The sequence below is a fragment of the Arthrobacter sp. OAP107 genome (assembly GCF_040546765.1).
In the GTDB taxonomy this organism is placed as follows: Bacteria; Actinomycetota; Actinomycetes; order Actinomycetales; family Micrococcaceae; genus Arthrobacter.
Genome location: NZ_JBEPOK010000001.1, coordinates 652,339 through 677,215 on the forward strand (window position 1 = coordinate 652,339; position 24,877 = coordinate 677,215).

General features: G+C 67.6%; 23 protein-coding genes. 14 read left to right on the plus strand and 9 right to left on the minus strand.

Features of this window, described 5'->3' with window-relative positions:
• Window positions 1-36 precede the first annotated feature (36 nt).
• Window positions 37-1,842, minus strand: a complete 1,806-nt coding sequence (locus tag ABIE00_RS02985; protein ID WP_354256515.1) for a bifunctional 3'-5' exonuclease/DNA polymerase — start codon at window positions 1,840-1,842, stop codon at window positions 37-39.
• Window positions 1,843-1,966: 124 nt separating this feature from the next.
• Here ABIE00_RS02985 and ssd point away from each other — a divergent pair, with 124 nt between their 5' ends.
• The 7 genes from ssd to ABIE00_RS03020 all read left to right on the plus strand — a co-directional run bounded on the left by ssd (window position 1,967) and on the right by ABIE00_RS03020 (window position 7,669).
• Window positions 1,967-3,166 carry a septum site-determining protein Ssd gene (gene ssd, locus ABIE00_RS02990; protein WP_354256518.1) on the plus strand — a complete coding sequence of 400 codons (1,200 nt, stop codon included), beginning with the start codon at window positions 1,967-1,969 and terminating at the stop codon, window positions 3,164-3,166.
• The gene (locus ABIE00_RS02995; RefSeq protein ID WP_502914191.1) at window positions 3,163-4,626 is read left to right on the plus strand and encodes a TadA family conjugal transfer-associated ATPase; all 1,464 of its coding nucleotides are present in this window, start codon (window positions 3,163-3,165) and stop codon (window positions 4,624-4,626) included. The genes ssd and ABIE00_RS02995 overlap by 4 nt, the downstream gene beginning before the upstream one ends.
• On the plus strand, window positions 4,623-5,426 hold the full coding sequence (locus ABIE00_RS03000; protein WP_354256521.1) for a hypothetical protein: 804 nt from the start codon (window positions 4,623-4,625) through the stop codon (window positions 5,424-5,426). The genes ABIE00_RS02995 and ABIE00_RS03000 overlap by 4 nt, the downstream gene beginning before the upstream one ends.
• Before the next feature lie 43 nt (window positions 5,427-5,469).
• Window positions 5,470-6,084, plus strand: a complete 615-nt coding sequence (locus tag ABIE00_RS03005; RefSeq protein WP_354256524.1) for a type II secretion system F family protein — start codon at window positions 5,470-5,472, stop codon at window positions 6,082-6,084.
• A gap of 396 nt (window positions 6,085-6,480) precedes the next feature.
• Window positions 6,481-6,768 carry a DUF4244 domain-containing protein gene (locus tag ABIE00_RS03010; protein WP_354256527.1) on the plus strand — a complete coding sequence of 96 codons (288 nt, stop codon included), beginning with the start codon at window positions 6,481-6,483 and terminating at the stop codon, window positions 6,766-6,768.
• A gap of 140 nt (window positions 6,769-6,908) precedes the next feature.
• The gene (locus ABIE00_RS03015) at window positions 6,909-7,277 is read left to right on the plus strand and encodes a TadE family type IV pilus minor pilin (RefSeq protein WP_354256530.1); all 369 of its coding nucleotides are present in this window, start codon (window positions 6,909-6,911) and stop codon (window positions 7,275-7,277) included.
• A complete protein-coding gene (locus ABIE00_RS03020) occupies window positions 7,274-7,669 on the plus strand; it encodes an Rv3654c family TadE-like protein (protein ID WP_354256533.1) in 396 nt (131 codons plus the stop codon). Before ABIE00_RS03015 ends, ABIE00_RS03020 begins: the two co-directional genes overlap by 4 nt.
• A 28-nt stretch (window positions 7,670-7,697) precedes the next feature.
• Here ABIE00_RS03020 and ABIE00_RS03025 read toward each other — a convergent pair whose 3' ends face one another.
• Window positions 7,698-10,082, minus strand: a complete 2,385-nt coding sequence (locus tag ABIE00_RS03025) for a DEAD/DEAH box helicase (protein ID WP_354256536.1) — start codon at window positions 10,080-10,082, stop codon at window positions 7,698-7,700.
• 67 nt (window positions 10,083-10,149) lie between these two features.
• Window positions 10,150-10,842 (minus strand): GNAT family N-acetyltransferase, encoded by a 693-nt coding sequence (locus tag ABIE00_RS03030; protein ID WP_354256539.1) that lies wholly within the window; start codon window positions 10,840-10,842, stop codon window positions 10,150-10,152.
• Window positions 10,843-10,966: 124 nt separating this feature from the next.
• On the opposite strand from ABIE00_RS03030, the gene trhO reads away from it, so the two are divergent.
• Window positions 10,967-11,863 (plus strand): oxygen-dependent tRNA uridine(34) hydroxylase TrhO, encoded by an 897-nt coding sequence (gene trhO / locus ABIE00_RS03035; protein ID WP_354256541.1) that lies wholly within the window; start codon window positions 10,967-10,969, stop codon window positions 11,861-11,863.
• A 99-nt stretch (window positions 11,864-11,962) separates the two neighbouring features.
• Here the strand turns inward: trhO and ABIE00_RS03040 are convergent, their stop codons facing one another.
• The 3 genes from ABIE00_RS03040 to ABIE00_RS03050 all read right to left on the minus strand — a co-directional run bounded on the left by ABIE00_RS03040 (window position 11,963) and on the right by ABIE00_RS03050 (window position 13,711).
• Complete coding sequence (locus tag ABIE00_RS03040) at window positions 11,963-12,526, minus strand: DUF6023 family protein (RefSeq protein ID WP_354256544.1); 564 nt, start codon at window positions 12,524-12,526, stop codon at window positions 11,963-11,965.
• A 122-nt stretch (window positions 12,527-12,648) separates the two neighbouring features.
• A complete protein-coding gene (locus tag ABIE00_RS03045) occupies window positions 12,649-13,092 on the minus strand; it encodes a DUF6023 family protein (protein ID WP_354256547.1) in 444 nt (147 codons plus the stop codon).
• Window positions 13,093-13,102: 10 nt separating this feature from the next.
• Window positions 13,103-13,711, minus strand: a complete 609-nt coding sequence (locus tag ABIE00_RS03050; protein WP_354256550.1) for a hypothetical protein — start codon at window positions 13,709-13,711, stop codon at window positions 13,103-13,105.
• A gap of 138 nt (window positions 13,712-13,849) precedes the next feature.
• On the opposite strand from ABIE00_RS03050, the gene ABIE00_RS03055 reads away from it, so the two are divergent.
• A complete protein-coding gene (locus ABIE00_RS03055) occupies window positions 13,850-15,466 on the plus strand; it encodes a DUF7059 domain-containing protein (RefSeq protein WP_354256553.1) in 1,617 nt (538 codons plus the stop codon).
• Between the two features lie 97 nt (window positions 15,467-15,563).
• Here the strand turns inward: ABIE00_RS03055 and ABIE00_RS03060 are convergent, their stop codons facing one another.
• The gene (locus ABIE00_RS03060; protein WP_354256556.1) at window positions 15,564-15,878 is read right to left on the minus strand and encodes a hypothetical protein; all 315 of its coding nucleotides are present in this window, start codon (window positions 15,876-15,878) and stop codon (window positions 15,564-15,566) included.
• 185 nt (window positions 15,879-16,063) lie between these two features.
• Between ABIE00_RS03060 and ABIE00_RS03065 the strand changes: the two genes are divergently transcribed.
• The 5 genes from ABIE00_RS03065 to proC all read left to right on the plus strand — a co-directional run bounded on the left by ABIE00_RS03065 (window position 16,064) and on the right by proC (window position 22,587).
• Entirely contained in the window at window positions 16,064-16,744 is a 681-nt protein-coding gene (locus tag ABIE00_RS03065; protein WP_354256559.1) for an ArsR/SmtB family transcription factor, read from the plus strand.
• 174 nt (window positions 16,745-16,918) lie between these two features.
• A complete protein-coding gene (gene topA / locus ABIE00_RS03070; RefSeq protein WP_354256562.1) occupies window positions 16,919-19,642 on the plus strand; it encodes a type I DNA topoisomerase in 2,724 nt (907 codons plus the stop codon).
• Window positions 19,643-19,729: 87 nt separating this feature from the next.
• Window positions 19,730-20,179, plus strand: coding sequence for an SseB family protein (locus ABIE00_RS03075; protein WP_354256565.1), 450 nt, complete (start codon window positions 19,730-19,732; stop codon window positions 20,177-20,179).
• A gap of 84 nt (window positions 20,180-20,263) precedes the next feature.
• Entirely contained in the window at window positions 20,264-21,256 is a 993-nt protein-coding gene (locus tag ABIE00_RS03080; protein WP_354256568.1) for a Ppx/GppA phosphatase family protein, read from the plus strand.
• Between the two features lie 497 nt (window positions 21,257-21,753).
• Window positions 21,754-22,587, plus strand: coding sequence for a pyrroline-5-carboxylate reductase (gene proC / locus ABIE00_RS03085; protein WP_354256571.1), 834 nt, complete (start codon window positions 21,754-21,756; stop codon window positions 22,585-22,587).
• 101 nt (window positions 22,588-22,688) lie between these two features.
• On the opposite strand, the gene ABIE00_RS03090 is transcribed toward proC, so the two are convergent.
• Together ABIE00_RS03090 and ABIE00_RS03095 are read right to left on the minus strand one after the other, a co-directional pair.
• Window positions 22,689-23,375 carry a potassium channel family protein gene (locus ABIE00_RS03090; RefSeq protein WP_003797805.1) on the minus strand — a complete coding sequence of 229 codons (687 nt, stop codon included), beginning with the start codon at window positions 23,373-23,375 and terminating at the stop codon, window positions 22,689-22,691.
• Window positions 23,368-24,801: a TrkH family potassium uptake protein gene (locus ABIE00_RS03095; protein WP_354256576.1), complete on the minus strand. Its 1,434-nt coding sequence runs from the start codon at window positions 24,799-24,801 to the stop codon at window positions 23,368-23,370. The genes ABIE00_RS03090 and ABIE00_RS03095 overlap by 8 nt, the downstream gene beginning before the upstream one ends.
• Between the last annotated feature and the right edge of the window lie 76 nt (window positions 24,802-24,877).

The window sequence follows — 24,877 nt, forward strand, 5'->3', positions numbered from 1 at the left end:
CCCCGTTTCGGTCCGGCCGGCTTTGAGGGACGGCGGCTACTTCGCGTTGTCGTAGGAATCGACGACGGCGACGCTCACCGGAAACTCGACCGGAATTCGCCCGAAGAGCAGCTCCTTGGCGGCGTTGGCGGCTTCCTCGATGGCGCGGATGCAGGCGTCCACGGCACTGTCAGGGGCGTGGACCATGACCTCGTCATGCAGGAAGAACACGAGTTCCCCGGCGGCTGAACCGTCGGCCCGCATGGTGCGCAGCCGCCGTCGTAATTCCGCCAGCCAGCAGGCGGCCCAGTCCGCAGCGGAACCCTGCACGACGAAGTTCCGCGTGAAACGTCCGCGGGAGCGGGCGATGGCGTCCGCGCGGCGCTGCTCCTCCGCGGACGTGGACCGCTGGCTGAGGAACCAGCGTTCCGAGGGTGGCGGGCTGCTGCGTCCCAGGCGCGACGTGACAGTCCTGCCGGCTTCGCCGTCCCGGGCGGCGCGCTCGACGAAGCCCACGGCTCGCGGGTAGGTCCTGGCCAGCTGCGGCATCAGGCGGCCAGCTTCGCCGGACGTGGCACCGTACATGGCTCCGAGCAGGGCCATTTTCGCCTTGCTCCTGTCGCCGCCGAACCCCTTGGCCGCGATCCCCGCATAGAGATCCTGGTCCCGGGCGGCCTCGGCCATGGTCGAATCCTGCGCCAGGGCGGCGAGGACACGCGGTTCCAGCTGGGACGCGTCGGCGACAATGAGCTTGTGCCCCGGGTCTGCATGCACGGCGCCGCGGACCTGGCGGGGGATCTGCAGCGCCCCGCCGCCGCGTGACGCCCAGCGGCCAGAGACCACTCCGCCCACCACGTATTCGGGCCGGAACCGCCCGTCGCGCACCCAGGCGTCCAGCCACGCCCAGCCGTTGGCGGTGTGCAGCCGCGACAGTTTCTTGTAGGCCAGCAGGGGCGCGATGGCCGGATGGCTGGACCCCTTCAGCTCCCATTGCCGGGTGGACTTCACCTCGATGCCGTTGCGGTGCAGGGCGCGCATCAGTTCCTGCGGCGAGTCCGGATTCAGTGCCGGGGCGTTCAGCAGGCCCCTGAGTTCGGTGTTGAGGGCCTCGAGCTTGGCGGGGCGGTGCCCCACCGGCGGACGCGGTCCCAGGTGCTCGGCCAGGATGTGTTCGTGCAGTTCCTCGCGCCACGGAACGCCGGCATGCTGCATCTCGGCCGCGACCAGGGCGCTGGCCGATTCGGCGGCGAGGAGGAGCTGGAGCCGCTGCCGCCGGTTGTCACCTGCCGCGGGTGCTCCGGCTGGTCCCGCTCCGGCTGGTCCCGCGGTCGCTGTTCCAGCGGCTTTCAGGGCCTCCTGCTGGGCGGCGTATTCGGCGCGCAGTTCGGCCAGGGTCTGCCGCGGTTCGGTGGCAGCGCCCGGGTCGTCGAAGAGCGCGCCCTGGTCCGCAGGCGGAGGGGGCGGCTGGAGCAGCCTCGCCGGCTGCAGATCGTCGTCCTGCGTGAGCTTCTCGGCGTTTCGGGCATACGCGGTGTGGGCAGTGAACTCGGAATGGACCAGGATGGCGCCGCACAAGGAAAGGTCGTAGCAGCGTTCCACGTCGACGCCGGCCGCCAGCAGGGACGGGTACCAGTCCTGGGTGCGGTGCCAGATCCAGCGCGGGCGCCGCTTCTCGAGTTCGCGGACGACGGCGGCCAGTCCGGTCCCGTTGTTGGGCGGGGTTGTGTGGGCGGCCGGTAATAACGCTTCGTCCAGTGCCGTGCCGACGATCCGGGGTTCGGGATAGTCCGGGTGGGGGAGGCCCTCCGCCGTGAGTTGCTGTATGGCTGCGCCGTCGGGGTGGGCGGCGAGCAACAGATACATATGTCCAATTCTGCCCTGCCGCCGTGCTCATCGGCGTCGCAGTGAGTACCTTGTGCCAATGGCTTTTCCACATACGCCCATTCGCCCCTGACGCGCGGCAGGTCTTTTTGGGCACAGTTGCTGCATGAGCAGGCACCACGCCCGGAACCGGCGACTCCCATCAGACCCCGCCAGTGCGCTGCCGGAGGATGAGGGGCCCGGTGCGCCGCGCAGGCCAGCTCCGGCCGGGCCGTGGACCGGTTCGGAACCGGGGACCTGGCTTCCCGCCGACGGCGGCGACGTACTGCTCGTCACGGGCTTCGAATATCTGCGTGGCGAGGTTGAACGGATTGTCGCGGCGGCCGGCGGACGGCTCCGGGTGGTGGACGACGTGGCGGAGGCCGCGCCATTCTGGGATTCCGCAGCCGACGTCCTGGTCGGCAGCGATGTCCGCGAACTGCCGCCCCGGCGCCGCGCGCCAGCCGTGCTGGTGGGACTGAGCGGGGAAGGGGATACGCTCTGGCACCTGGGCGCAGCCCTGGGTGCCCAACGCGTCGCGGTTCTTCCCGACGCTGCCGCGTGGCTTGCCGAGTACCTCAGCCGGTCACGTTCACCGGAGGCCGGAGGCCTGGTGCTCGGCGTTACCGGCGGCTGCGGAGGGGCAGGTGCCACCACCGCGGCGGCGTGGCTCGCGCAGGCAGCAGCTGAACTCGGTGCACGGGTTCTGCTCGTGGATGCCGATCCCTGGGGCGGCGGGCTGGAGCTGGCCTTGGCGGCGGAGGAATCCCCAGGCCTTCGCTGGCCGGACCTCGCCGACGCCAGTGGCAGCATCGACCCGCAGCAGCTCACGGACGCCTTGCCCGTCGCTGGCGGGTTCTCGTTTCTGTCCTGGCCCGGGGGCAGGGAGCGGCCGCCCCTCGTGGACCCGGTCACCGTGGGAGGCGTCCTCGACGCCGCTCGACGGGGTTACGAAGTGGTGATCGTCGATATTGGCCGCAGCGCCGAACCGCTGCGCACGTTCGCATGGGACTGCGACCGCCTCCTGGTTGTCGTCCCCGCCCAACTAAAGGCTGCAGTTGCCGCCGCCCGGCTGCTGCAGGAGCTTCCGCCCGTTGAATCTGCCCTGGTCATCAGGGGAAAGGCCGGCGTGGCGCTGGACGCCGCGCTCGTCGCAGAATCCGTAGGACTCCCGCTGCTCGGTGTGATGCCCGAGGTGCGCGGCACAGCCTCGGCCACCGAGCTGGGGCGCCTGCTTGACCAGGGCAGGCGGAAGAGTGTCCGGCACTTCGCTTCCTCGGTGCTTGGCCTCCTCGCCGGCGATCTGCAGGTGGGAGACTTCCGGTGAGTGCTCATCTGGGAGTGCCCGGGGCCGGTGCCGATACTGGCGGCCGCGCCGCAGCAGGGTTCCCGGTCCCTGGTGCACCCGCTTCCCGTGCCGCGCTCGCGGAGACCGCCGGCCGCAGGCGCGCGGCCCGGGTCCTGGACGCGGGGCTTCTTGAGACCGTGCGCGAGTCGGTCATGGCGGATGCCGGGCCGGTGACCCCGTCGCGGGTGGCGGCCGCCGTGCAGGCCACCGGTAAGCTGCTGGGCACAGCGGGTTCCCTCGCCGCCGCTGAACGCATCAGTGCCGAGCTCAACGGACTTGGGCCGCTGCAGCACCTGGTCCGGGATCCGTCCGTCACGGATATCTTCGTGAACGCCCCGGATTCCGTGTGGCTGGACAGGGGCCGCGGCATCGAACGGACATCCGTGGCCTTCGCCGGGGAGGCCCAGCTCAGGGCCCTTGCCGCCCGGCTGGTCGCCTCCGGCGGCAGGCGTCTGGACGACGGATCGCCATGCGTGGACGTGCGGCTCGAGGGCGGCTACCGGGTCCATGCCGTCCTGCCGCCTATCTCGGCGTCGGGCACGCTGCTCAGTATCAGGATCCGGCGGGAACAGGTCTTCACCATGGACGAGCTCCGCGATGGGGGCATGTTCGGGCCACTGGTTCAGTGCGTTCTGGAGCGCATGGTGGAGCGGCGGCTGAGTTTCCTGGTCAGCGGGGCCACCGGCTCCGGAAAGACGACGCTGCTGTCCACCCTGTTGGGGCTGTGCCACCCGGGGGAGCGGCTGGTCCTGATCGAGGATGCCTCGGAGCTAAACCCGGTACACCCGCACGTGGTCTCGCTGGAATCGCGGCACGGGAACCTCGAGGGAGGCGGCTCCGTGGATCTCGGGGAACTTGTCCGCCAGGCCCTGCGGATGCGGCCGGACCGGCTGATTGTGGGGGAGTGCCGCGGCTCAGAAGTGCGCGAACTCCTGACGGCCATGAATACTGGCCACACCGGGGGCGGCGGGACCATCCACGCCAACGCCGCCGGCGCTGTCCCGGCCAGGCTCACCGCCCTCGGAGCCTTGGCAGGGCTTGGACAGGACGCGGTCCGCCTGCAGGTGGCCAGCGCCCTTGATGTGGTGGTGCACGTGGCACGGTCGAGGCACGGACGCCACGTCGCGTGTATCGGCATCCTGACCGAGCGGCACGGTGGCCTCGACGTCGCCGTTGCGCTGGACGTTTCAGGCGGCAGGCCGGTCCCCGGGCCGGTGTGGGAGGTCCTTGCCCAGCGGTTGGCCCTCGATCCGGGCCTGGTCGGGTCAGCCCGCACTTCAGGTCCCGCCCGCGACTCCGGTCCCGTTCGCGACTCTGGGCTGGACGGGCCAGCGGCTGGAGGGCCGGAGCAGTCGCACCCGGGCGCGCTCACCGGGCCAACAGGACAGGAAGGTCCGGGGATGAGCCACAAACGCGGCGCCCGCGGGGCAGCAGCATGACAGCAGTCTTTGTTAGTGCACTGGCTCTTGCCGCGTGGCTGATCCTGAGTCCTGCATTTGGGCCCCTTCGGCGAGCACGCAGTGCCTTCGGACTCAGCCGTTTAGCGGGTGGCCGTGTTCGCGGGAACGGCCGGCCGGCCGTTCCGGGCGGAGACCGGTTTGGCCTCGGCCGGGGTCGCCGCAAGGCAACCTTCGTGTCCCTGACGGTTGTGGTTCAGCAACTGGCCGCCCTGTTGAAGGGCGGCCGGTCTCCTTCGCGGCTGTGGGACGAACTGTGGCAGCTCTACGTGGAGCAGGGCTGCGCAGATGACGACCCCCGCCGGCCGCGGCTCAGCCCGGGGTCGGCGGCAGTTCTGTCACTCGCCAGGGGAGCCGCCCTGCGGGGAGCGCCGGTAGCCGAGGCGATCCGGTCCGCATGCTCGTCTTCGCGCCAGGGTGCCAGCGGCCGGGAGCTGCGGATCTGGGCGGAACTGGCGGCCTGCTTCGAAATAGCGGAAGCCAGCGGCTGTCCTCTGGCTGACGTCCTGACGCGCTTCGCGGCCCAGCTGGAGGTTGAAGATGATGCCGAAGCGGCCCGGCAAACGGCGCTCGCCGGACCGAAGGCAACCGTCGCCTTGCTGACCTGGCTCCCCCTGCTGGGACTCGGACTGGGTGTCTGCCTCGGCGTGGACCCGCTGGCAATGTTGCTTGGTACACCGTTGGGGGTGGCTGCGCTGGTCGCGGGCATCGGACTGACAGTCGCTGGCCGCATCTGGTCCGCAAGGCTTGTGCGGGCAGCGGCCGGAGCGGCTGCACCATGAAAACTGGCCGGTCGGGTTGCGAGGGCATGACGGGATCAGGCCAATGAGCGGTTCGGTTCTGGCTGCTTCCCTCATCTTCCTGGCGCTCACGGCCGCCGCAGGCCTCGCCTTTAGCGGAACCGCTCACGCGAGATCCGGGCTTCTCCGCCGGAGCGGCCTGGGGGCGGGCAATAGCATTGCCGATGGTGGAGATGGCTCTCAGACCGGTGCAGGGCAGCCACCGGGGTTGCGGGATACTGCCATGATGCTTGAGCTGATAGCTGCCATGCTGCAAGCAGGTGCGGGTATCGGACGGGCCCTGGAACTGGTGGCTGCCGCGGCCTCACCCGAGTACGGCCGCGCCCTGCGGCCCGTCGTCGGAGCCATGGCCATCGGTGCCGACTGGGAGACGGCCTGGCGGAGTTCAGACGTGCGCTCGCCGGAAATTCTGGGTCTCCGGGATGCCCTGGGCTTCGCTGCGCTCACTGGCGCGCCGTCTTCGTCCATCCTCTATGCCCAGGCCGCCAGAATGAGGCGGGAACGCTTCCGGGCCGCGGAGAAGCGCGCGGCCTCCCTCGGGGTCAAGCTGGTCGTTCCGCTGGGGCTGTGCTCACTGCCCGCCTTCATCTGCCTGGGAGTCGTTCCCGTGCTGCTCGCCCTGGTTCCTTCGGGCGGCTGAGTTCGTTCGGCTCGCTGAGGCCGGTCAGGCGGCTGAGACCCCTCGCCACTGAGACCTCGCCCCGACGTCCCCCGTCGCTGCGGGAGACTGCGCCGCGACCTCCTGCACCGCAAGGCCCGATGCGCTGGAGCCTTATTAGCTGACCCCTGTCCGTTTCCTGTTGCCTGAACGGCCACCCCTGCTCATTTCTTCCGCTTTTTCCTGCCCCCCGGGCGGGCGTACCACTGACGACCGCACTGTCCGCAGGGGCCGTCGGTGGCACACCAGCACCTTCCCTCCACAGGAGGCCGGACGGGCTGCTTTTCCACTTAGCGAGGTTCAGGCCTTACCCGTCCCGCCGGCGGACGGGAGAGTCGAAGCACCGGCAACCCGCCGGAACTCCAGAAAGGAAAATTCATGTCCCTCAACTACCAATCCCCGGGTGAAACCGCCCGGCCCTTGCGCCAGGACTCTGAAGAAGCCGACGTGCTGGAGATCTACCCTGGCGCCAGCAACGCGCCGCGGGTGAGGCCATGGCCACGCAGGCGCCTCATGGCCTCGGAAGCAGGCATGGCGACCGCCGAGTACGCCATCGCCACCCTGGCGGCGGTGGGCTTTGCCGGGCTCCTGGTGTTCATCCTGCGAAGCGACGAAGTCCGCGGCTTCCTGCTCAACCTGATCCGTACGGCGCTGGCCCTGCCGTGAAACCCGCTCCGCAGACCCTAACGGCGGCCGGACTTGAGTCCTGCCGGCAGCACAGGAGCCCATCCGGAGAAGAGGCCGGCAGCCGCGGTCAGGGGAAGGCCCGCGGCACCGAGAGCCAACGCGGGCAGAGCCGTGGCGCAGTGACCGCTGAATTGGCGGTCGCTCTTCCGGCGGTCCTGCTGCTTCTGGCGATGCTGCTGGCAGGGTCTGCGGCGGGGATCACCCAGTTGCGGCTGCTGGACGCTGCACGGGCAGGTGCCAGGGCGCTCGCCAGGGGTGAAGACCCCGCCGCGGTCGACGGTATCGTCCGGAAGCTGGCCGGCCCTTCGGCCTCGTCGGCAGTGGTGCCCGGCGGCGAATGGATGAGCGTCACGGTGTCAGACCGGGCGGCCGGGCCCCTCGGGAGCCTGGTGCCGTGGACGCTGACTGCCAGGGCCGAGGCACGAAGCGAAACGCCGTCATCGGCACCGCCTCCTGCACACGGCATTGCTGCCGGACGGTCACTGTGAGCCTGCGACGCCAACAGTCCCTCGGCCAGCGCAGGAATCCCCTATCCGGTATCGAATCCGAACGCGGGTCGGGCACTGTGCTGGCCGCGGGGCTGGGCATGGTGGTTGTCATGGTCATGTCCCTGCTCCTCCTGCTGGCGCAGGCGTCGGCGTCGGCGTCCAGGGCCGCCGCCGCAGCCGACCTCGCCGCCTTGGCCGCGGCTGACGCGCTCCGCGGTGTCTCGGCGGGTGAGCCGTGCGCTGTGGCCGCGGCGGTGGCTGCCCGCCACAAAGCAACGCTCGTCAGCTGCACCCTGGGAGGCGACCAGTCCGTCGAAGTAAGTACCGGGCTGCCTGCCAGTCCCCTCCTGGGCCTCGCCACCGGCCGTGCCAGGGCGGGACCGCCGCCCTAAAGCACCATGTTCCCACCTACACCGCGTCCTACGCCTGCGCGCCCGCCTTGGAATCTTCCGGGGCTGCAGCGTCCCGTGCGTCCTTCAGCAGGACATCGATCAGGGTGACTGCCGCATCCTTGTCCAGCGGGTTGTTCTTGTTGCCGCACTTGGGCGACTGGACGCAGGAGGGGCAACCGGATTCACACTCGCACGCTTCAATCGCGTCCCTCGTGGCCTTCAGCCACACCTTGGCTTTCTCGAAGCCCCGCTCGGCAAAACCGGCGCCACCAGGATGCCCGTCATACACGAAAATCGTCGGCACCCCTGTGTCGGCATGGATTGCGGTTGAAACCCCGCCGATGTCCCAGCGGTCACTCGAAGCGACCAGGGGCAGCAGGCCGATGGCGGCGTGCTCGGCCGCATGGAGGGCGCCGGGAAACTGCGCTTCGATGAGTCCGGCGCCCGTGAGTGACCGGTTTTCCACCACAAACCACACGGCCTTGGTGAACAGGTCGCGGGCTCCCAGATCGAGGGGTTCCTCGCCCAGGACTTCATTGGAAATCAGGGCCTTCCGCTGAAAGGAGATCACTTGCGTTGTGACCTTGACGTCGCCGAAGTGCACGGCCACGTCGCCCCACTGCGCCGTCCGCTGGGTCTCGAGGACCTCGATCTGCGTGACGTCCCGCGCTGTCGTGTAATAGTCGGAGTTGGCCCGGCGTACCACCACGCAATGATCGTCCTCGTTCAGGTCCTCCACCACGTAGCTGTCACCCTGATGGACGTACACGGCCCCGGTATGGGCCTGGTAGTGCGTCTGCGGCGAATCCATGGTCCCCAGCAGCGAACCGGTGTCCGCGTCCACTATGCTCACCGGGCCGCCGCCGTCGGCCCGGAGGTTCACCATGGCGGCCGCGCTCTGCGGGTGGGTCCAGAACCAGCCGGCCGGGCGCCGCCGCAGGTAACCCTGTGCCACCAGCTGCCCGAGGAGTTTCTCTGCAGTTGCGCCGAACAACGGCAGCTCCGCCACGCCGATCGGGAGCTCGGCGGCAGCAGCACAGAGGTGCGGGCCCAGGACATAGGGATTGGACGGATCAAAGACTGTGGCCTCGACGGACACATCGAAGATGGCTTCGGGATGGTTGACCAGGTAGGTGTCCAGGGGATCGTCGCTGGCCACGAAGGCGGCGATGGCGTCCTGCCCGGCGCGGCCCGCCCGGCCGATCTGCTGGAAGAGGGAGGCCCTTGTGCCAGGCCAGCCAGCCACCAGCACCGCGTCGAGCCCGGAGATGTCGATGCCCAACTCCAGGGCCGAAGTGCTGGAAATGCCAAGCAGCTGGCCGGTCCGCAGCGCCCTTTCCAGGGCACGGCGTTCCTCCGGGAGGTACCCGGAACGGTAGGCCGCCACCCGTTGCGGCAGGCTCGGGTCGACCTCGTCCAGAAGCCGTTTGGTGATGGAGGAGATGGTTTCTGCACCGCGCCTGGATTTGATAAACGCGATGGTCCTGACCCGTGAGGAGACAAGGTTTGCCAGAAGATCAGCGGTCTCCGCCACCGCCGTCCTGCGCTCCTTGGCCCCGTTCTCGCCGCGGACCTCGGTGAGTGCAGGCTCCCAGAACGCCACTGTCGTGGATCCGTGGGGCGAAGAGTCTTCCGAGACTCCACGGACCGGGGCGCCAATGAGCCGGCCGAAGGACTTCTCTGGCTCAGAGGCGGTGGCGGACGCCGCAATGAACACCGGTCCGGGGGAGCTGCCATCGGTCGCGTAGTAGGCACAGATGCGCCGCAGCCGGCGCATCAGGTTGGCCACATGGGAACCGAAAACGCCGCGGTAGCTGTGTGCCTCGTCCACGATCACGTACCGCAGGCGCCTGAAGAACCCCGCCCACCAGGCATGGTTGGGCAGGATGCCAAAGTGCAGCATGTCCGGGTTGGCCAGAATGAAGTTCGCGTGGTCGCGGATCCAGCGGCGCGAGGCCTGGTCGGTGTCGCCGTCGTAGGTTTCGGCCCTGACAGTTGGGAGGTTCAGGGACCGGATCGCGGCAAGCTGGTCTGCCGCCAGCGCCTTAGTGGGGGAGAGGTAGAGCGTCACGGCGCCGTCGTCGTGGATTTTTCCGGGGTCGGACAGGACGCGGAGCTCGGACCGGTGTATTGCGTCCAGTGCGGGCAGTTGGTAGGCCAGGGATTTCCCCGAAGCAGTCCCGGTGGCGATCACCACGTGATCGCCACCGTGGGCGATGTCCGCCGCCCGGATCTGATGCCGGTACGGCTGGTGGATGCCGAGGTTGCCGTAGGCCGCGACCAGGTCGGGGTGCGCCCAGTCCGGCCACGGTTCGTGCACGGCGGCTCGCGATGGAATGGTCCGCACATGCCGGAGCTGCTCCGGGTCCGGGCCACGGCCCAGCAACGGAATCAGCGAGTCATGGGGGTTCACCCCAACATTCTTTCATCCAGGCAAAAATCCCCGAGACAAAACCAAAGAGGGCGCGTGCGGGAACGGATCAGACCACGGAGAGGTCGGAGCCCTCATCGGAGGCCGAGAGCATCAGCACATGGCACACCGAGGACCAGCCCAGATGCGAATACAGCTTCTGTCCGTCCAGGGACGCCAGCAGGAGTCCGTCCTCCACATCATGGGAGAACGCCTGCGCCGCCAGTGCCTTCATGATGAAGCTGCCCAGGCCCCGGCGCTGGAAAGAGGGTTCGGTGACTATCTTGTCGAACACAGCGGTGCCGTTGATGACTACCACGCGGCCGCTCACCGCAAGGGCGTCGCCCGAGCGCACTTCGGCGAAGTGGACACCGTTGGACTCCCACGTTCTCAGGGCCAGGTCGTCGTCCGAGAGCCACGGGTCCTCGGAGTCCTGGGTTTCCATGTCCACCACCATCATGGTCTGGGACGCTGAGGTGGCGTTGAGGTTGTGTTGCTCAGCCAGGAGCTTGTAGCGCCCCACATCGTTGGTCAGGATGGTCAGGACCCGCTTGGGGGCCTCTGCCGTCTTTGCGGCCAGGTCCGCGAACTCGGCGTCCGTGGGGTCAGAAGCGAAGTACTCCCAGTCCCCGGTCGTGTCCGCACGCAAGGCGGCGGGGAACCGTCCCTCGGTGCGCGTCTCGTAGCCCCGGCAAGCAGCCCAACCGGCTACCCAGACTTCAAGCAGATGAGTGATGTCTCCAACCATGGCTTCTGGCGTCATGTGATGAGAGTATTCCAGCGCTGTCATAAGCAACAGGGCTTTGGCGCTTGCTTATGCAATTGTGATAGGAGGCTCTTGCCCGGGCCGAATCCGTCCCCGGCGGCCACCAAGTACCCTTAAATACGTGGCTTTGAACCGAATCGTACTCTTTTATGGCTTTACCCCCATCGCAGACCCGGACGCTGTTCGGCTCTGGCAGCGTGCCCTGTGCGAAAAGCTCGGCCTGACCGGACGGATCCTCATCTCCAAGGACGGCATCAACGCCACCGTCGGCGGGGAGATCGGGGCCGTCAAGCAGTACGTGAAAACCACCCGTGAATACAAGGGCTTCCACGGCATCGACGTCAAGTGGTCCGACGGCGGGGCGGAGGACTTCCCCCGTCTGAGCGTCAAGGTGCGCGACGAGATCGTGTCCTTCGGAGCGCCCGGCGAGCTGAAGGTGGACGAGAACGGCGTCGTGGGAGGCGGGACGCATCTGTTGCCCGAGGAACTCCACGAACTCGTCGATGTGAAGAAGGCCAGCGGCCAGGACGTCGTGTTCTTCGACGGGCGCAACGCGTTCGAGGCACAGATCGGCAAGTTCAAGGACGCCATCGTCCCTGACGTCGCAACCACCCATGACTTCATCACCGAACTCGACTCCGGCAAATACGACCACCTCAAGGACCAGCCGGTCGTCACCTACTGCACCGGAGGCATCCGCTGCGAGGTGCTGTCCAGCCTCATGGTGAACCGCGGGTTCAAAGAGGTGTACCAGCTGGACGGCGGCATCGTGCGCTACGGCGAAAAATTCAAGGATCAGGGCCTCTGGGAAGGCTCCCTCTACGTCTTCGACAAGCGCATGCACCTCGAATTCAGTGGGGACGCCAAGACCATCGGCGAGTGCGTCCGGTGCCAGGCGCCCACGAGCAAGTTCGAGAACTGCTCGAATCCCAGCTGCCGCACACTCACCCTTTACTGCGCCGGGTGCGCCGCCAACCCGGAGACCCTGCGCTGCCCGGACGGCTGCGCCGCCGCCTAAGCTGGACTGCAGCGCCGCCGCATGAGTTGTACGGCGACGCCGCCGCCTGCGGGCGCACCTGACAGTAGTCCCGGCTGCGGACGCGTGTGAGCTCCAGCCTCAGATCCGGCTGATGCGGTAGGCGAAGTTGGCGTCCGAGCGCGCCTCCACCGTCACCCGAAGCACGGAGTCCTCGGACAGGTGCACCACATTGACTCGCGATGTGCCGCACCGGAGGCTCAGGTCCACCAGGGCGAACTCCGCGTCGCGGATGGTGAAAGAAACCCGCCGCTCGCTCCGGCACGCGAGGGTGAGGGAGTACGTGCCGCCCGGCAGCTGCTTGGTGGATTCGGTCTTGCTGCGGCCCCTGGCGACGCTCCCGTAGCTAGTGTGGAACACCTGTCCCTCGGCGTCGGGCAGGACTTCCTTCGCCCATTCGGTGAGTTCCTGACCCGAGACGGGCTCGTCCTCCAGCGGATCACGCGGAAGCACCGGATCCGTCACCACGGGGGCTGCATCCGGAAGTTCGCCCCGGCCGTCGTCGTAGCTGTATTCACAGCCGCCCAGGAAGGCCGCCACCAGAACAAAGAAAAGCACGACGGCGGCTGCCGGCGCCCGCAGCCAACGCTTGCGTTGCACCCGCCCCAGGAAACGATGCGCGGAGGCCATCCGTACCGCGGGCATACCCCGACTTTAGGCCTCCCGGAGGCGCCGGTACAGATGGGAATCCACCGGACGAAAAAATTCTCCCGGGCCGTCCCCGATCTGCGGGATCCGTACGGCTCCGTCGCCAGACCTGTACCGGATTACCGCGCAGGAATCAGGTGGTAGGCGTACAGCAGCGGTGCGTCCACGCTGGAGGCGCTGATCTCCATCCGCCCCGTCTTCGGCACAGTGATTCTCGCGGTTTCCCGGCTGCCGTTGCAGGCTGCCCCGGCTTCCGTCAGTTCCTTGCCGGCCAGCGTCACGGCGAAGAACGCCTTGCCGCCGCCGTCGCACGTGATGGTCAGCGTGTAGTCACCGGCCGGAACGCTGGCCGCCTCCTGGACGATCCTGTTCCGGTTGAGGATCTTGCCGGAATCCTCCAGCACTGCCTGGCTGTCGGAGGGCAGGGCGGTGGCCCGCCACCGCGGAACATCGGCGTTTTCGACGGACACCACGGGGGAGCACGCAGTAGTGGCAAGCAGGATGGCGGCGGATGCGGCCGCCCCGCCCAGGGCACGGGAAAACAGGGGTGAGCGTTCAGGCATGACTTCAAACTTACCCGTTGGAGCTGCCCTCGGATTCCTTTCGCCTCCTCCCGCTTCGCCGCGCGGCCACAAAAGAGACAAGTCTGTCTGCCTCGACCAGTACTTTGGCCATACCCGCGGAGTCCGCCAGAATTCGTTCGTCCCGGGACTCCAAGGTCACGGGGATGACACTTGCCCGCTCCGCGGTGCGCGGCGGAACGGCGGTTTCCCGATGTGGCGGTTGCGGTTCCACAGCTTCCCGATCCGGGGCCTCATGATTCGAAAGGTGTTTCTCCACGTCCTCCCGCCGGGCGCTTTCCTCGGACAGGGTCAGGGCATCGATCTTGGCGCCGCCGATCTTGTCCAGCAACTCGTAGTCCTCCTCGGTGCACAGATCGCTGGCCGCAAGGTGCTTCAGTGCCACCAGGCCAACGACGGCCCTGCTGAAGTCGCGGTCCATGGCAAGGTCGATGGCCCACTGCGTCCGTTTCCACCATTGGTCCCGCCGGTCAGCCACGCGCCGCTGGGCGAGCGTGCGCCACGCGATCCAGGCAGCAATGACGGCGGCCAGCAGCGGTGCGAATGCCACCGCGTACCGCAGCCAATCAGGATCGGCCGCCACTGCCTGGGTTCCGAGCATGGCCCCACTGTAGCTTCAGCCGCCGACAATATTCAGGCACCACAGCCACAGGTCCCCGGCCTGAGGCGCCCCAAAGGATCACGGCCGGCGCGCGGTCACGACCGGCACGCAGGCCTGGCCGGGAAATAGACTTGGCCGGTGACCGAACCAACGCACTTCACCGCCGGCAACACTCCCGACGCACCGCGCAGCGACCTGCCCGACCTCCTGAAGGCGCTGGCCGCGGACCTCCGCGAGGTGGGCTACACCCTGACGGGCGTGGCGGACATGCTGGGGGAGCCGGCGTATGCGGCCCTCAACCGTGACCAGCTCATCCCGGCACTGATCGCGACGGAACCAGCAGCCGCCGGCGAGCCGCGCACCACGGCTCTGGCCGCCGTCGTGCGTTTATGGCTTCTGGCCGTTCCGCAGGAAGCTGCGGTGCTCGACGGCGCGCTGCCGCGGACCCGCGCCGAAGGCCTCGTTGCGCTGGGGCTGGCGAAAATCACGGGGACCGGGGTAGCCGCCGAAGCGGACCTGCGCCCCTACGGCTGGGACTCCGGCGACGGCGCCGTCGAAATCTGGGTGGCAAGCGACCTCGCCGCACACCAGCGGCCCGGCGTCCTCAGGCACGACCACGTCCTGGGCATCGGCCAGGCCTCCACCACCCTGGTCCAGTCCACCATCCGCCGGCCCGCCGGAAGGGCGCTGGATCTGGGCACCGGCTGCGGCATCCAGAGCTTCCACCTGCTGCAGCACAGCGGGCACGTCACCGCCACGGACATTTCCGAGCGCGCCCTCGCCTTCACGCGCTTCAACCTCCTGCTCAATGCCGAAGCACTGGACATCGATCCGGCGCAGCCGGACGAGCGGGTGAGCCTGCGCCTCGGATCGCTCCTCGAGCCCGTTGCCGGCGAGGCGTTCGACCTCGTCGTGTCCAATCCGCCCTTTGTCATCACGCCCCGCACGGCGGGCGAGGCCGCGGCCGACCAGTTCACCTACCGCGACGGAGGCCTGCCGGGAGACGAGATCGTCGCGTCGCTCATCCGCTCCCTGCCTGATGTGCTCGCTCCGGGCGGAACGGCCCAGCTTTTGGGCAACTGGGAGATCCCGGAAGGCTCTGCATGGGATGAGCGGCCGCGAGGTTGGGCCGGTCCGGACACGGACGCGTGGTTCATCCAGCGCGAACAGGTGGGGCCGGAGCAGTACGCCGAGACCTGGCTGCAGGATGCCTCCGAAGCCCGGGACCGCCGGCACTACCAGGAGGCCTACGCCGCGTATCTGGCGGACTTCGCCTCACGGAATGTCGCCGGGATCGGCTTCGGGATGATCTTCCTGCGCCGGCCTGCCGGTGCGCGGCGGATCCATCGCTTCGAGGAGATTACCTACCCGATTGAACAACCCGTCGGGCCGCACCTGGGGGCAGCGGTCGAAAGGGCTGACTGGCTGGCGGACCACGACGTCGCGGCGGCCCACCTGCTCGTGGCCGAAGACGTCACCGAGGAGCGCCACCAGCGCCCCGGCGCCGAACACCCTGGCGTCATCCTGCTGCGCCAGGGAGCCGGGCTCCGCCGCACCAACCTGCTCAGCACCGAACTGGCGGGCTTTGTCTCAACGTGCGACGGCGACCTGACCGCCGGACAGATCATCGGTGCCCTTGAGGCGCTGCTGGGCGGGACGGAGGAGTTCGACGGCGACGCCTTCCGGACCGGTCTGCTCACCGAGGTGGCCAACCTGGTCCGGGACGGATTCCTGCTCCCCGCAGACCCCGGCTGACAGCGGTCCCACAGCGCGAACGGACAGTTGTGGCCCCAAATCCCAGCGGATGAGGGGCCACAAGTGTCCGTTCGCGCCGGGGGCGCAGCAGGAGCCGTCAGTTAATCAGCGCGCGGTCCATCCCCGGAGCGGGGACGTCCATGGTGAAGCCGCACATGCAGCGGTAGGTCACGGCGTCGGCTGCACCCACGGCCTTCACCGAGCGGATCAGGCGCTGGCCGTCCACCCGGATCGCCATTTCCAGGGAGAACTCCTGATCCAGACGCTTCATCGGCCGCCGGCAGTGCTGCGGGGTGCCCGTTTGCGCCAGGAGGGAGCCGTCGGCGGCTGCGCCGGTCGCCAGGCCTGAGCCGGCCAGTTCATGGGCGGGCAGGGCTGCCGGTGTCAATGCGTCTTCGTCGAGGGTAATCATGGTCATCCTTTGGGCTTCTCACGGGGCTGCCAACGCTGGCGGCCCCGCCGCGAACTGCTTGCGGGAGGTCTGTTTACGCATATAAGCAAAGCATGCTTAGTATTTCCGGGGCAAGCCGGCCTGTCCGAAACCGTGGTTATCAAGCATTTCTTTCAGAGCCCCGGCGTGCTGCGTAAACTGAAGGAGTGAGTACTGACAGGCCGTCTTCGGGACCGGCGGGCACACCGCCGGCGGACGCCGCGCCGCGCCGGAAAACCAGGCCGGAAAAGAAGGTGGAAATCACCGACCCCAAAGCGATCCGGGCCCTGGCCCATGCCGCGCGCCTGGAGGTCATCTCGGAGCTGTACTCCACGCAGTCCAGCCGCACGGCCACGGAACTGGCCCAGCAGACCGGGCTCACCCCGAGCGCGATGAGCTACCACCTGCGGGCACTGCAGAAGTGGGGCATCGTGGTTCCGGCCGAGGCGTCCGCCGACGCGCGCGAACGCCGGTGGAAGGCCGCGGGCACTGACTTTGCGATCAACTCGGGCGGCTCGGTGGCAGGCCCGGACTTTGCGGTGATCGACCTCGAACTGGATGCGTTCCGCCGGCGCGCCAGCGCCTATGCCCGGGCCCGGGATGAACAGCGCCGGCGCGGTGAGTCCGGGGAGCCGGCGTCGGCGGTTCTGCTCGCCAGCAACCTCCTCTACCTGACGGCCGAGCAGCGCGGCGAACTGACGGAAAGGGTTTTTGACCTGCTCCGGGACTACGAGCTGGAGGATCCCAGCCGCATTCCGCCCGGCGCCGAGCGGATCGCCACCATGTGGTCCATGATTCCGGACGACCGCACCCCGCCGGGGCCCACGGGCGGCCACGACGGCGCCTGACGGGCGCGGGGAACAGGCCTGCGCCGGGCCCCGGGGACCCGGCCGGGTAGCCGGCAGCCCGGCCCGTGACGGGGGCCACCGTTTTCCACATGACAGCGCAGAATTCTGCAAAATATGGTGAACTAGGCCAATATGGGCTGATCTGCCCGAGCAACCTTTTTCTGTAGGAGCACTGTGCCAAGCAAGGCCAAAACCGGCAAGAAACTCGTGATCGTGGAGTCTCCGGCCAAGAGCAAGACCATCGCCAAGTACCTGGGCGAGGGCTTCATTGTCGAGGCCTCCATCGGTCACATCCGCGACCTGCCGCAGCCGTCCGAGCTCCCCGCGGACCTGAAGAAAACCTCCCTGGGCAAGTTCGCCGTCGACGTCGAAAACGACTTCAAGCCCTACTACGTCGTCTCCCCGGATAAGAAGAAAAAGGTGGCAGAGCTCAAGGCCCAGCTCAAAGACGCCGACGCGCTCTATCTCGCAACCGATGGGGACCGCGAGGGCGAAGCCATCGCGTGGCACCTCCTGGAGGTCCTGAAGCCCAAGGTCCCCGTGTACCGGATGACCTTCGGCGAAATCACCAAGGAAGCCATCCACCGCGCCATGGACAACCTGCGCGACGTCGATGCCGCCCTGGTGGATGCGCAGGAAACCCGGCGCATCCTGGACCGCCTCTACGGCTACGAGATCTCCCCGGTGCTGTGGCGCAAGGTGGCGCGCGGTCTGTCCGCCGGCCGCGTGCAGTCCGTGGTCACGCGCATGGTGGTGGACCGTGAACGGGAGCGCATGGCGTTCAAGGCTGCTTCCTACTGGGACCTGACCGGCCAGTTCGGTGCCGATGCCGGCTCGTTCAAGGCCAAGCTCGCCGCCGTTGACGGCGCCAAGGTCGCCACCGGCCGGGATTTTAACGACGACGGCGAACTCACCTCGCGCAACGTGGCGCACCTCAACGAGGAACTCGCCACCTCGCTGGCTGCTGCCCTGCAGGACGCTGACTTCCGCGTCCGCTCGGTGGACACCAAGCCGTACACCCGCCGCCCGGCCGCGCCCTTCACCACCTCCACGCTGCAGCAGGAGGCCGGCCGCAAGCTGCGGTTCTCGTCCAAGAGCACCATGCAGATCGCCCAGCGGCTGTACGAAAACGGCTACATCACCTATATGCGTACGGACTCCTCCGCGCTGAGTGACGAGGCCGTCACGGCCGCCCGCCGCCAGGCCGCCGAGCTGTACGGACCCGAGTACGTTCCGCAGTCGCCCCGCGTCTACACCAGCAAGGCCGCGAACGCGCAGGAAGCCCACGAGGCCATCCGCCCCGCCGGTGACTCCTTCCGGACCCCGGCACAGGTCGCCAAGCAGCTCAGCGGCGACGAGTTCCGGCTGTACGAACTGATCTGGAAGCGCACCGTCGCCTCGCAGATGGGCGATGCCAAGGGCTCCACGGCCACCATCCGCCTGGGTGCGGTGGCGTCCGACGGACGCGACGCGGAATTCTCGGCTTCCGGCACGGTCATCACGTTCCCCGGCTTCCTGGCAGCGTACGAGGAAGGCAAGGACGAAAGCCGCGGCGACGACGACTCCGACGAGGCCCGACGCCTGCCGAACGTCGCGAAGGGTGACGGGCTGAGCGCCTCGGAGATCATCGCCGTCGGCCACGAGACCTCGCCGCCGCCGCGGTACACGGAAGCTTCGCTGACCGCTGAGCTGGAAAAGAAGGGCATCGGACGCCCGTCCACCTACGCGTCCACGATCTCCACCATCCAGGACCGCGGATATGTCCGGAAGCAGGGTTCCGCCCTGGTGCCGAGCTGGATCGCGTTCTCCGTGGTGCGCCTGCTCGAACAGCACTTCACGGACTATGTGGACTACGAGTTCACGGCCGACATGGAAGGCGACCTGGACAAGATCGCCAACGGCCAGGCCGTGGGCGCCGCGTGGCTCAAGCACTTCTACTACGGTGAAGAGGCCGATCCGGGCCTGCTGAGCATCGTGAACAACCTGGGTGAGATCGATGCCCGGGAGATCAACTCCGTGCCCATCGCGGACGGCATCACGCTGCGCGTCGGCAAATTCGGCCCCTATCTGGAGAGCTCGCTGCCCACGGTGGATCCAAAGACCGGCGAGGTGGTGGAGTCAGCCCGCGCCAACGTCCCGGAGGACCTTGCCCCCGATGAGCTCACCGCCGCGAAGGCCGTGGAGCTCATGGAAACCGCCGCTCCGGAGGAGCGGGTCCTGGGAACCGATCCGCACACCGGACACACGGTTGTTGCCAAGAACGGCCGGTACGGCGCCTACGTCACGGAGATCATCCCGGAGATGACCGAGGAGCAACTGGCCAACCTGCCCGTGGAGTACTACAAGAACGGCAAGCCCAAGCCGCCGAAGAAGCCGGTCAAGGCCAAGCCGCGCACCGGTTCGCTGTTCAAATCCATGACCGTGGAATCGGTCACCCTGGACGAGGCGCTGCAGCTCATGAGCCTGCCGCGCGTGCTCGGTGAAGATGCCGAAGGCAACCCGATCACGGTGCAGAACGGCCGCTTCGGCCCATACCTGAAGAAGGGCACGGACTCGCGGTCCATCGGTTCGGAAGAGGAAATCTTCACCATCACCCTGGAGCAGGCGCTGGAGATCTACTCCCAGCCCAAGCAGCGCGGTGCCCGTGCCGCGGTGCCGCCGCTGGCCGAGTTCGGTCCGGACCCGGTGTCGGAGAAGAACATCGTGGTGAAGGAGGGCCGCTTCGGTCCGTACATCACCGACGGCATCACCAACATCACCGTGCCCCGCAGCACCTCGCTGGAGGAACTGACCCGGGAACGCGCCGTCGAACTTCTGGCCGAAAAGCGGGCCAAGGGCCCGGTCAAGCGCACCACCACACGCAAGGCCCCGGCCAAGAAGGCTGCTGCGAAGAAGTAGGGCCCGCCGGTTGAGCCCGGATTTTCCAGGCTCAACCAGCAGGGTCATGGAATTGCTTCGTGCCCTGTGACGTGGTCGAGTAGATGCATGACTGAACAGCCGGAACCCGCAGACACCACGCCGCTGAACGACCTTGAGGAGAAGCTGGCCCGGGGCGGCCAGCCGGACGCCGATCCGGTGGACGTCATCCTGTCGTTCCTGAACAACGAGGTCTACATCATCAGTTCCGACGCGCTCGAGGGCGAGGACTCGCAGGTGGAACCGCTGGTGCTGGGCAACGCGGACGGCCAGCCGGTCCTTGCCGTGTTCTCGCACCCCAGCCGGGTGGACGCCGAGTACCTGGAGGCGGCCCCGAACGTGCTGGGCACCCAGGGCGCGGCGATCATCGCCAACATCGGCGATGAGCTGGGAATGGTCATCAACCCGGGCGCGGCCTACGGCTTCGAGATCAACCCTGAGGGCATCGCCAACATCAAGCGCGACTTCAAGCGCGCCGATGAAGTGGACCCCAACCCCGCCGGCCTCGAAGGCGAGTAACCCCCCGCGGCTGGCCGCAGACTAAAGCCCGCAATGTAAGCGACGGGTTGCGTCTGCTGCGCCGGCGGGAGGAATAATGGCAGGATGCGGCTAGGCGTCCTCGACATCGGTTCAAACACTGTCCACCTCCTGCTGGTGGATGCCCACCCCGGCGCGCGGCCGGTGCCTTTCGCGTCGCACAAACGACCCCTCTCGCTGGTGCAGTACCTCGATGAGGACGGCAACATCACCGACGCCGGCCAGCACGAGCTCACGGAGTTCGTGCTCGAAGCCTGGGAGTTCGCGGCCCGGCACAAGGCCGACGACCTGCTGGCCTTCTGTACATCAGCCATCCGCGAGGCCACCAACGGGGCCGGGGTGCTGGCCCGGGTGAAGCACGAAACCACCGTCACGCTGCAGGAGCTGACCGGCAGTGAGGAAGCGTCCATGACGTTCTTCGCCGTCCGCCGCTGGTATGGCTGGGGCGCCGGCACCGTCCTGAACTTCGACATCGGCGGCGGTTCCTTCGAAATGGCGCTGGGGCAGGACGAACTGCCGGAACTTGCAACCTCCGTGCCCCTGGGCGCGAGCCGGCTGACCCGTGACTGGCTGCACGAGGATCCGCCGTCCGCGAAGAGCGTCAAGGAACTCCGCCGGTACATCCGGACCACCCTCAAGTCGGTGGTCCGCAGCTTCAACGAGGTGGGCAGGGCAAACGTCGTGGCCGGCACCTCCAAGACCTTCCGCTCCCTGGCCCGCATCGCCGGGGCAGCCCCCAGCGCCGCAGGCCCGTACGTGAAGCGCGACCTCAACCGCACGGACCTCGGCATCTGGGCCCAGCGGATCTCCGCCATGAAGTCCGAAGACCGGCTCCACCTGCCGGGCGTTTCCGAGGCACGGGCCAACCAGCTCCTCGCCGGCGCGCTGGTGGCTGAAGCAGCCCTGGAGCTCTTTGAGTACAAGAAGATCAAGATCTGCCCGTGGGCGCTGCGTGAGGGCCTGATCCTCCGGCGGCTCGACCAGCTGGTCTTTGACGGTCCGCTGGAACCCGCGCCGCATGTGGGCGTCCCGCAGGTCCCGGCGCTGCCCGCCCTGTAGGGGGTTACCGGCCGGCTGATGGCCGCGCGATCTGGCTGCCGTCCTAGCCGAGCCGACCTAAACGAGCCTTCTTAAACGAGTAAGCGCCGGCCGGTTACGCAGAAGAAGCTGGGGGGAACACTTCTGCAACCGACCGGCGCCTTGCCAGCCCCGAAGGACCGGCTCCATCACTCGCACCTGTGAGGCGTCTACGACTCTAGCGGGGGAGTATGGGCGTTCTGCTGGATTTACCTGAAAGCGGGCTGGGAATTTGTTTGCCGAGGCCAGGGGGAGGTTAAAAGCAAAGGCACCGACGGTCTGCTGCAGAAAAATGGGCAAAACCACTGCAGACCGTCGGTGCCTGACAAGCATCCCCATGCTTGCTTCATCACTCGCACCCTCAATGAGGTAATAACTAAGTTAGGCGCCGAAGGTGTGTGGAGGCTTCGATCAGCATGTGAGCTTCCTGTGAATGGTCACGGCCTGCATCCGGCGCACTGAACTGCAATGATGGAGCAATGAGTAACCGAATCGCATTCCTTGGCTGTGGATCAATGAACGAGGCCATTCTGGGCGGCCTGCTGGAGGGCGGCACGGATCCCATGGAGGTCGTGGCCACCGTCCGCCGCGCGGAGCGGGCTGCGGAGCTGGCCGAACGGCACGCCGGCATCACGGCCATCGCGGGCAGCGAAGAACCTGACAACAACAAGCAGGCGGCGAAGGGTGCCGGCATAGTGATTCTCGGCGTGAAGCCCGTGGGCATCGCGGAGCTGGCCCGGGAAATCAGCGGCTCACTTTCCCCGGATGCGATCGTCATCAGCGTTGCCGCCGCCGTTTCCATCGCCCAGCTCGAAGCTGCCCTTCCCGCCGGCCAGCCGGTGATCCGGACGATGCCCAACACCCCGGCGAAGCTGGGCCGCGGCGTGGTCTCGGTGTCTGCCGGTACCAACTGCTCGCCCGAGCAGCTCCAGCGGGCCAAAGACATTCTTGGCGCGGTGGGGACCGTCGTCGAAATCCCGGAGGAGCAGGTGGACGCACTCGGTGCCATCAGCGGATCCGGTCCGGCCTACGCGTTCTACCTGGCCGAGGCCATGGCCGCCGCCGCCGTCGAACTGGGCCTGGACGAGGAACTGGCGCTCCTGCTGGCCCGCGAAACCGTGGCGGGAGCCGGCCTCATGCTGGCGGAACCCGGAGCCGAACCGGCGGCCCTGCGCAAAGCCGTGACCAGCCCCAACGGCACCACCGAGCGGGCCATCGCAACGTTCGATGACCGCGGGTTGCCGGCAATCATCGCCGCGGGCGCCCGCGCAGCGGCCGACCGCTCCGCCGAGATCACCAAGCAGCTCGGCTGACCCACAGCCCCCAGACGTCGGTTGGAAAAGTTAGGCACGACGACCGGCGGTGCGTTGCGGACGACGGCGGGTCGCGCCGTCGTCGGGCTTCTTACCACCCGTTACGGCCTGGCGGCGAACCGCTCCAGGAGGTCCACGTGGCCGGAGACGATCAGCATGTCTCGGGCGGACACCTTGGTCTCAGGCCGGGCGTAGGTGAAGTCCTCGCCCGGGGATTTCACGCCGACGATGGTCACGCCGTACTTGGACCGCACCTTGGACTCGTCCAGCGTGAAACCGACCGTTTCACGCGGCGGATACATTTTGACGATGGCGAAGTCGTCGTCGAACTCGATGAAGTCCAGCATGCGCCCGGAGACCAGGTGCGCGGCGCGGACGCCGGCGTCGGCCTCGGGATAGATGACGTGGTTGGCGCCGATGCGGGTGAGGATCTTGCCGTGGGAGGGCGTGATGGCCTTGACCCACAGGTGCTCGATGCCGAGGTCCACCAGGTTCACCGTGATGAGCACCGAGGACTCGATGGACGTGCCCACGCCCACCACTGCTGAGCTGAACTCCTGCGCGCCCAGCTGCCGCAGCGCGTCGATGTTGGTGGCGTCGGCCTCCACCACGTGGGTCAGGACGGGTGACCACTTCTGGACCAGGGACCTGTCACGCTCGATGGCCAGCACCTCGCGGCCCTGCTTCACCAGCTGCTCGGCGGTGGAGGAACCGAAGCGACCCAGCCCGATCACCAGAACCGGTGCGTTGTGGGCGGGGCGGTTGGGGGCGCCTGACGAATTAGCCAATGATGGGCCTCTCTTCCGGGTAGTGGTACAGCTGGCTGCGCTGGCGAAGGGCCAGGCCGGCGGCAAGCGTGACGGTGCCGACGCGGCCGGCGAACATCAGGACGGCCAGCACATAAACGCCCTCCGGCGGCAGCTCGGCACTGAGGTTCGTGCTCAGGCCGACGGTGGCGAACGCCGAGATGGTTTCGAACAGCACCCGGTCCAGGGAAGCCCCGCTGATGTGCAGGAGCAGGAAGGCGGACGCGGACACCCAGGTGGCGCCGGCGACGATCACCGAAATGGCCACGCGCATGGTGCCCTCGGGGATGGTGCGGCCGTAGACCTTGACGTCGGCGTCGCCGCGGGCTTCGGCGATGATGGCCAGGAACATGACAGCAATGGTGGTGACCTTGATGCCGCCGGCCGTTGAAGCGGAGCCGCCGCCGGCGAACATCAGGGCGTCCGTGAGCAGCTTGGTGGTGGATTCCATCTGGTTCTGGTCAACTAGGTTGAAGCCGCCGGAGCGCGTCATGACGGAGGCGAAGAGCGAGTGCGTAATCTTGTCGCCCAGGCTCATGTTCCCGATGGTGCGGGTGTTGTCCCACTCCATGAGCGCCCACAGGACGGTGCCGGCCGCTAGCAGGATGAAGGAGACCTGGATGGTGAGCTTGGTGTGCAGGTTCCACTTTTTCCAGTTGAGCCCGTTTTGCTGCAGCACCATGACGACGGGGAAGCCCAGGCTGCCCAGGAACACGCCGAGCATGAGCGGAATGAGGATCCAGAGGTCGGTCTCGTAGGGGACGATGCCGTCCGAGTGCGGGGTGAAGCCGGCGTTGTTGAAGGACGAGATCGAGTAGAAGACGCCGTGCCAGACGGACTGCCAGAAGGGTTCGCCGAGGACCATGAAGCGGGGGACCAGGGCGATCGCGAGGGCGGCCTCGATGACCACCGATGTGGTGATGACGATCCGCAGCAGGGTACCCACTTCACCGAGACGGCCCGCGTTGTTCATGGCTTCCTGGGCGATGAGCTTGCCCCTGACGCCAAGCTTCTTGCTCACCATCAGGGCCAGCAGCGAGGCCAGCGTCAGCGTGCCGAGGCCGCCGACGAAAATGCCGACGAGGATGATCAGCTGCCCGAAGAAGGACCAGTGCACGGCGGTGGACACCACCGTCAGGCCCGTGACGCAGACGGCAGAGACCGCGGTGAAGAGTGCCTGGTGCAGCGGAGTGAAGTCGCCCGTCGCCGAGGACGCCGGCAGCGACAGGAGGGCGGTGAAGAGGACGATGACCACCACGAAGGCGCTCAGGGCAAGGCGGGCCGGCGACGTGTTGGCAATGTCATCGATGAAGTCACGGATGCCCGTGAATATCCACAGGCCCTCACGCTCCGGCGTTGCGGGTTGCCAGTTGGCCGGGCTCTTGGACCTCGACTGGCTTTGGGTCATGTGCGGCTGTTCCTCGATTGACTCTGCTTCCTCCAGTAGTAAACCACTAAACCCCGCGCCGTGGCCGGGCCAAGGA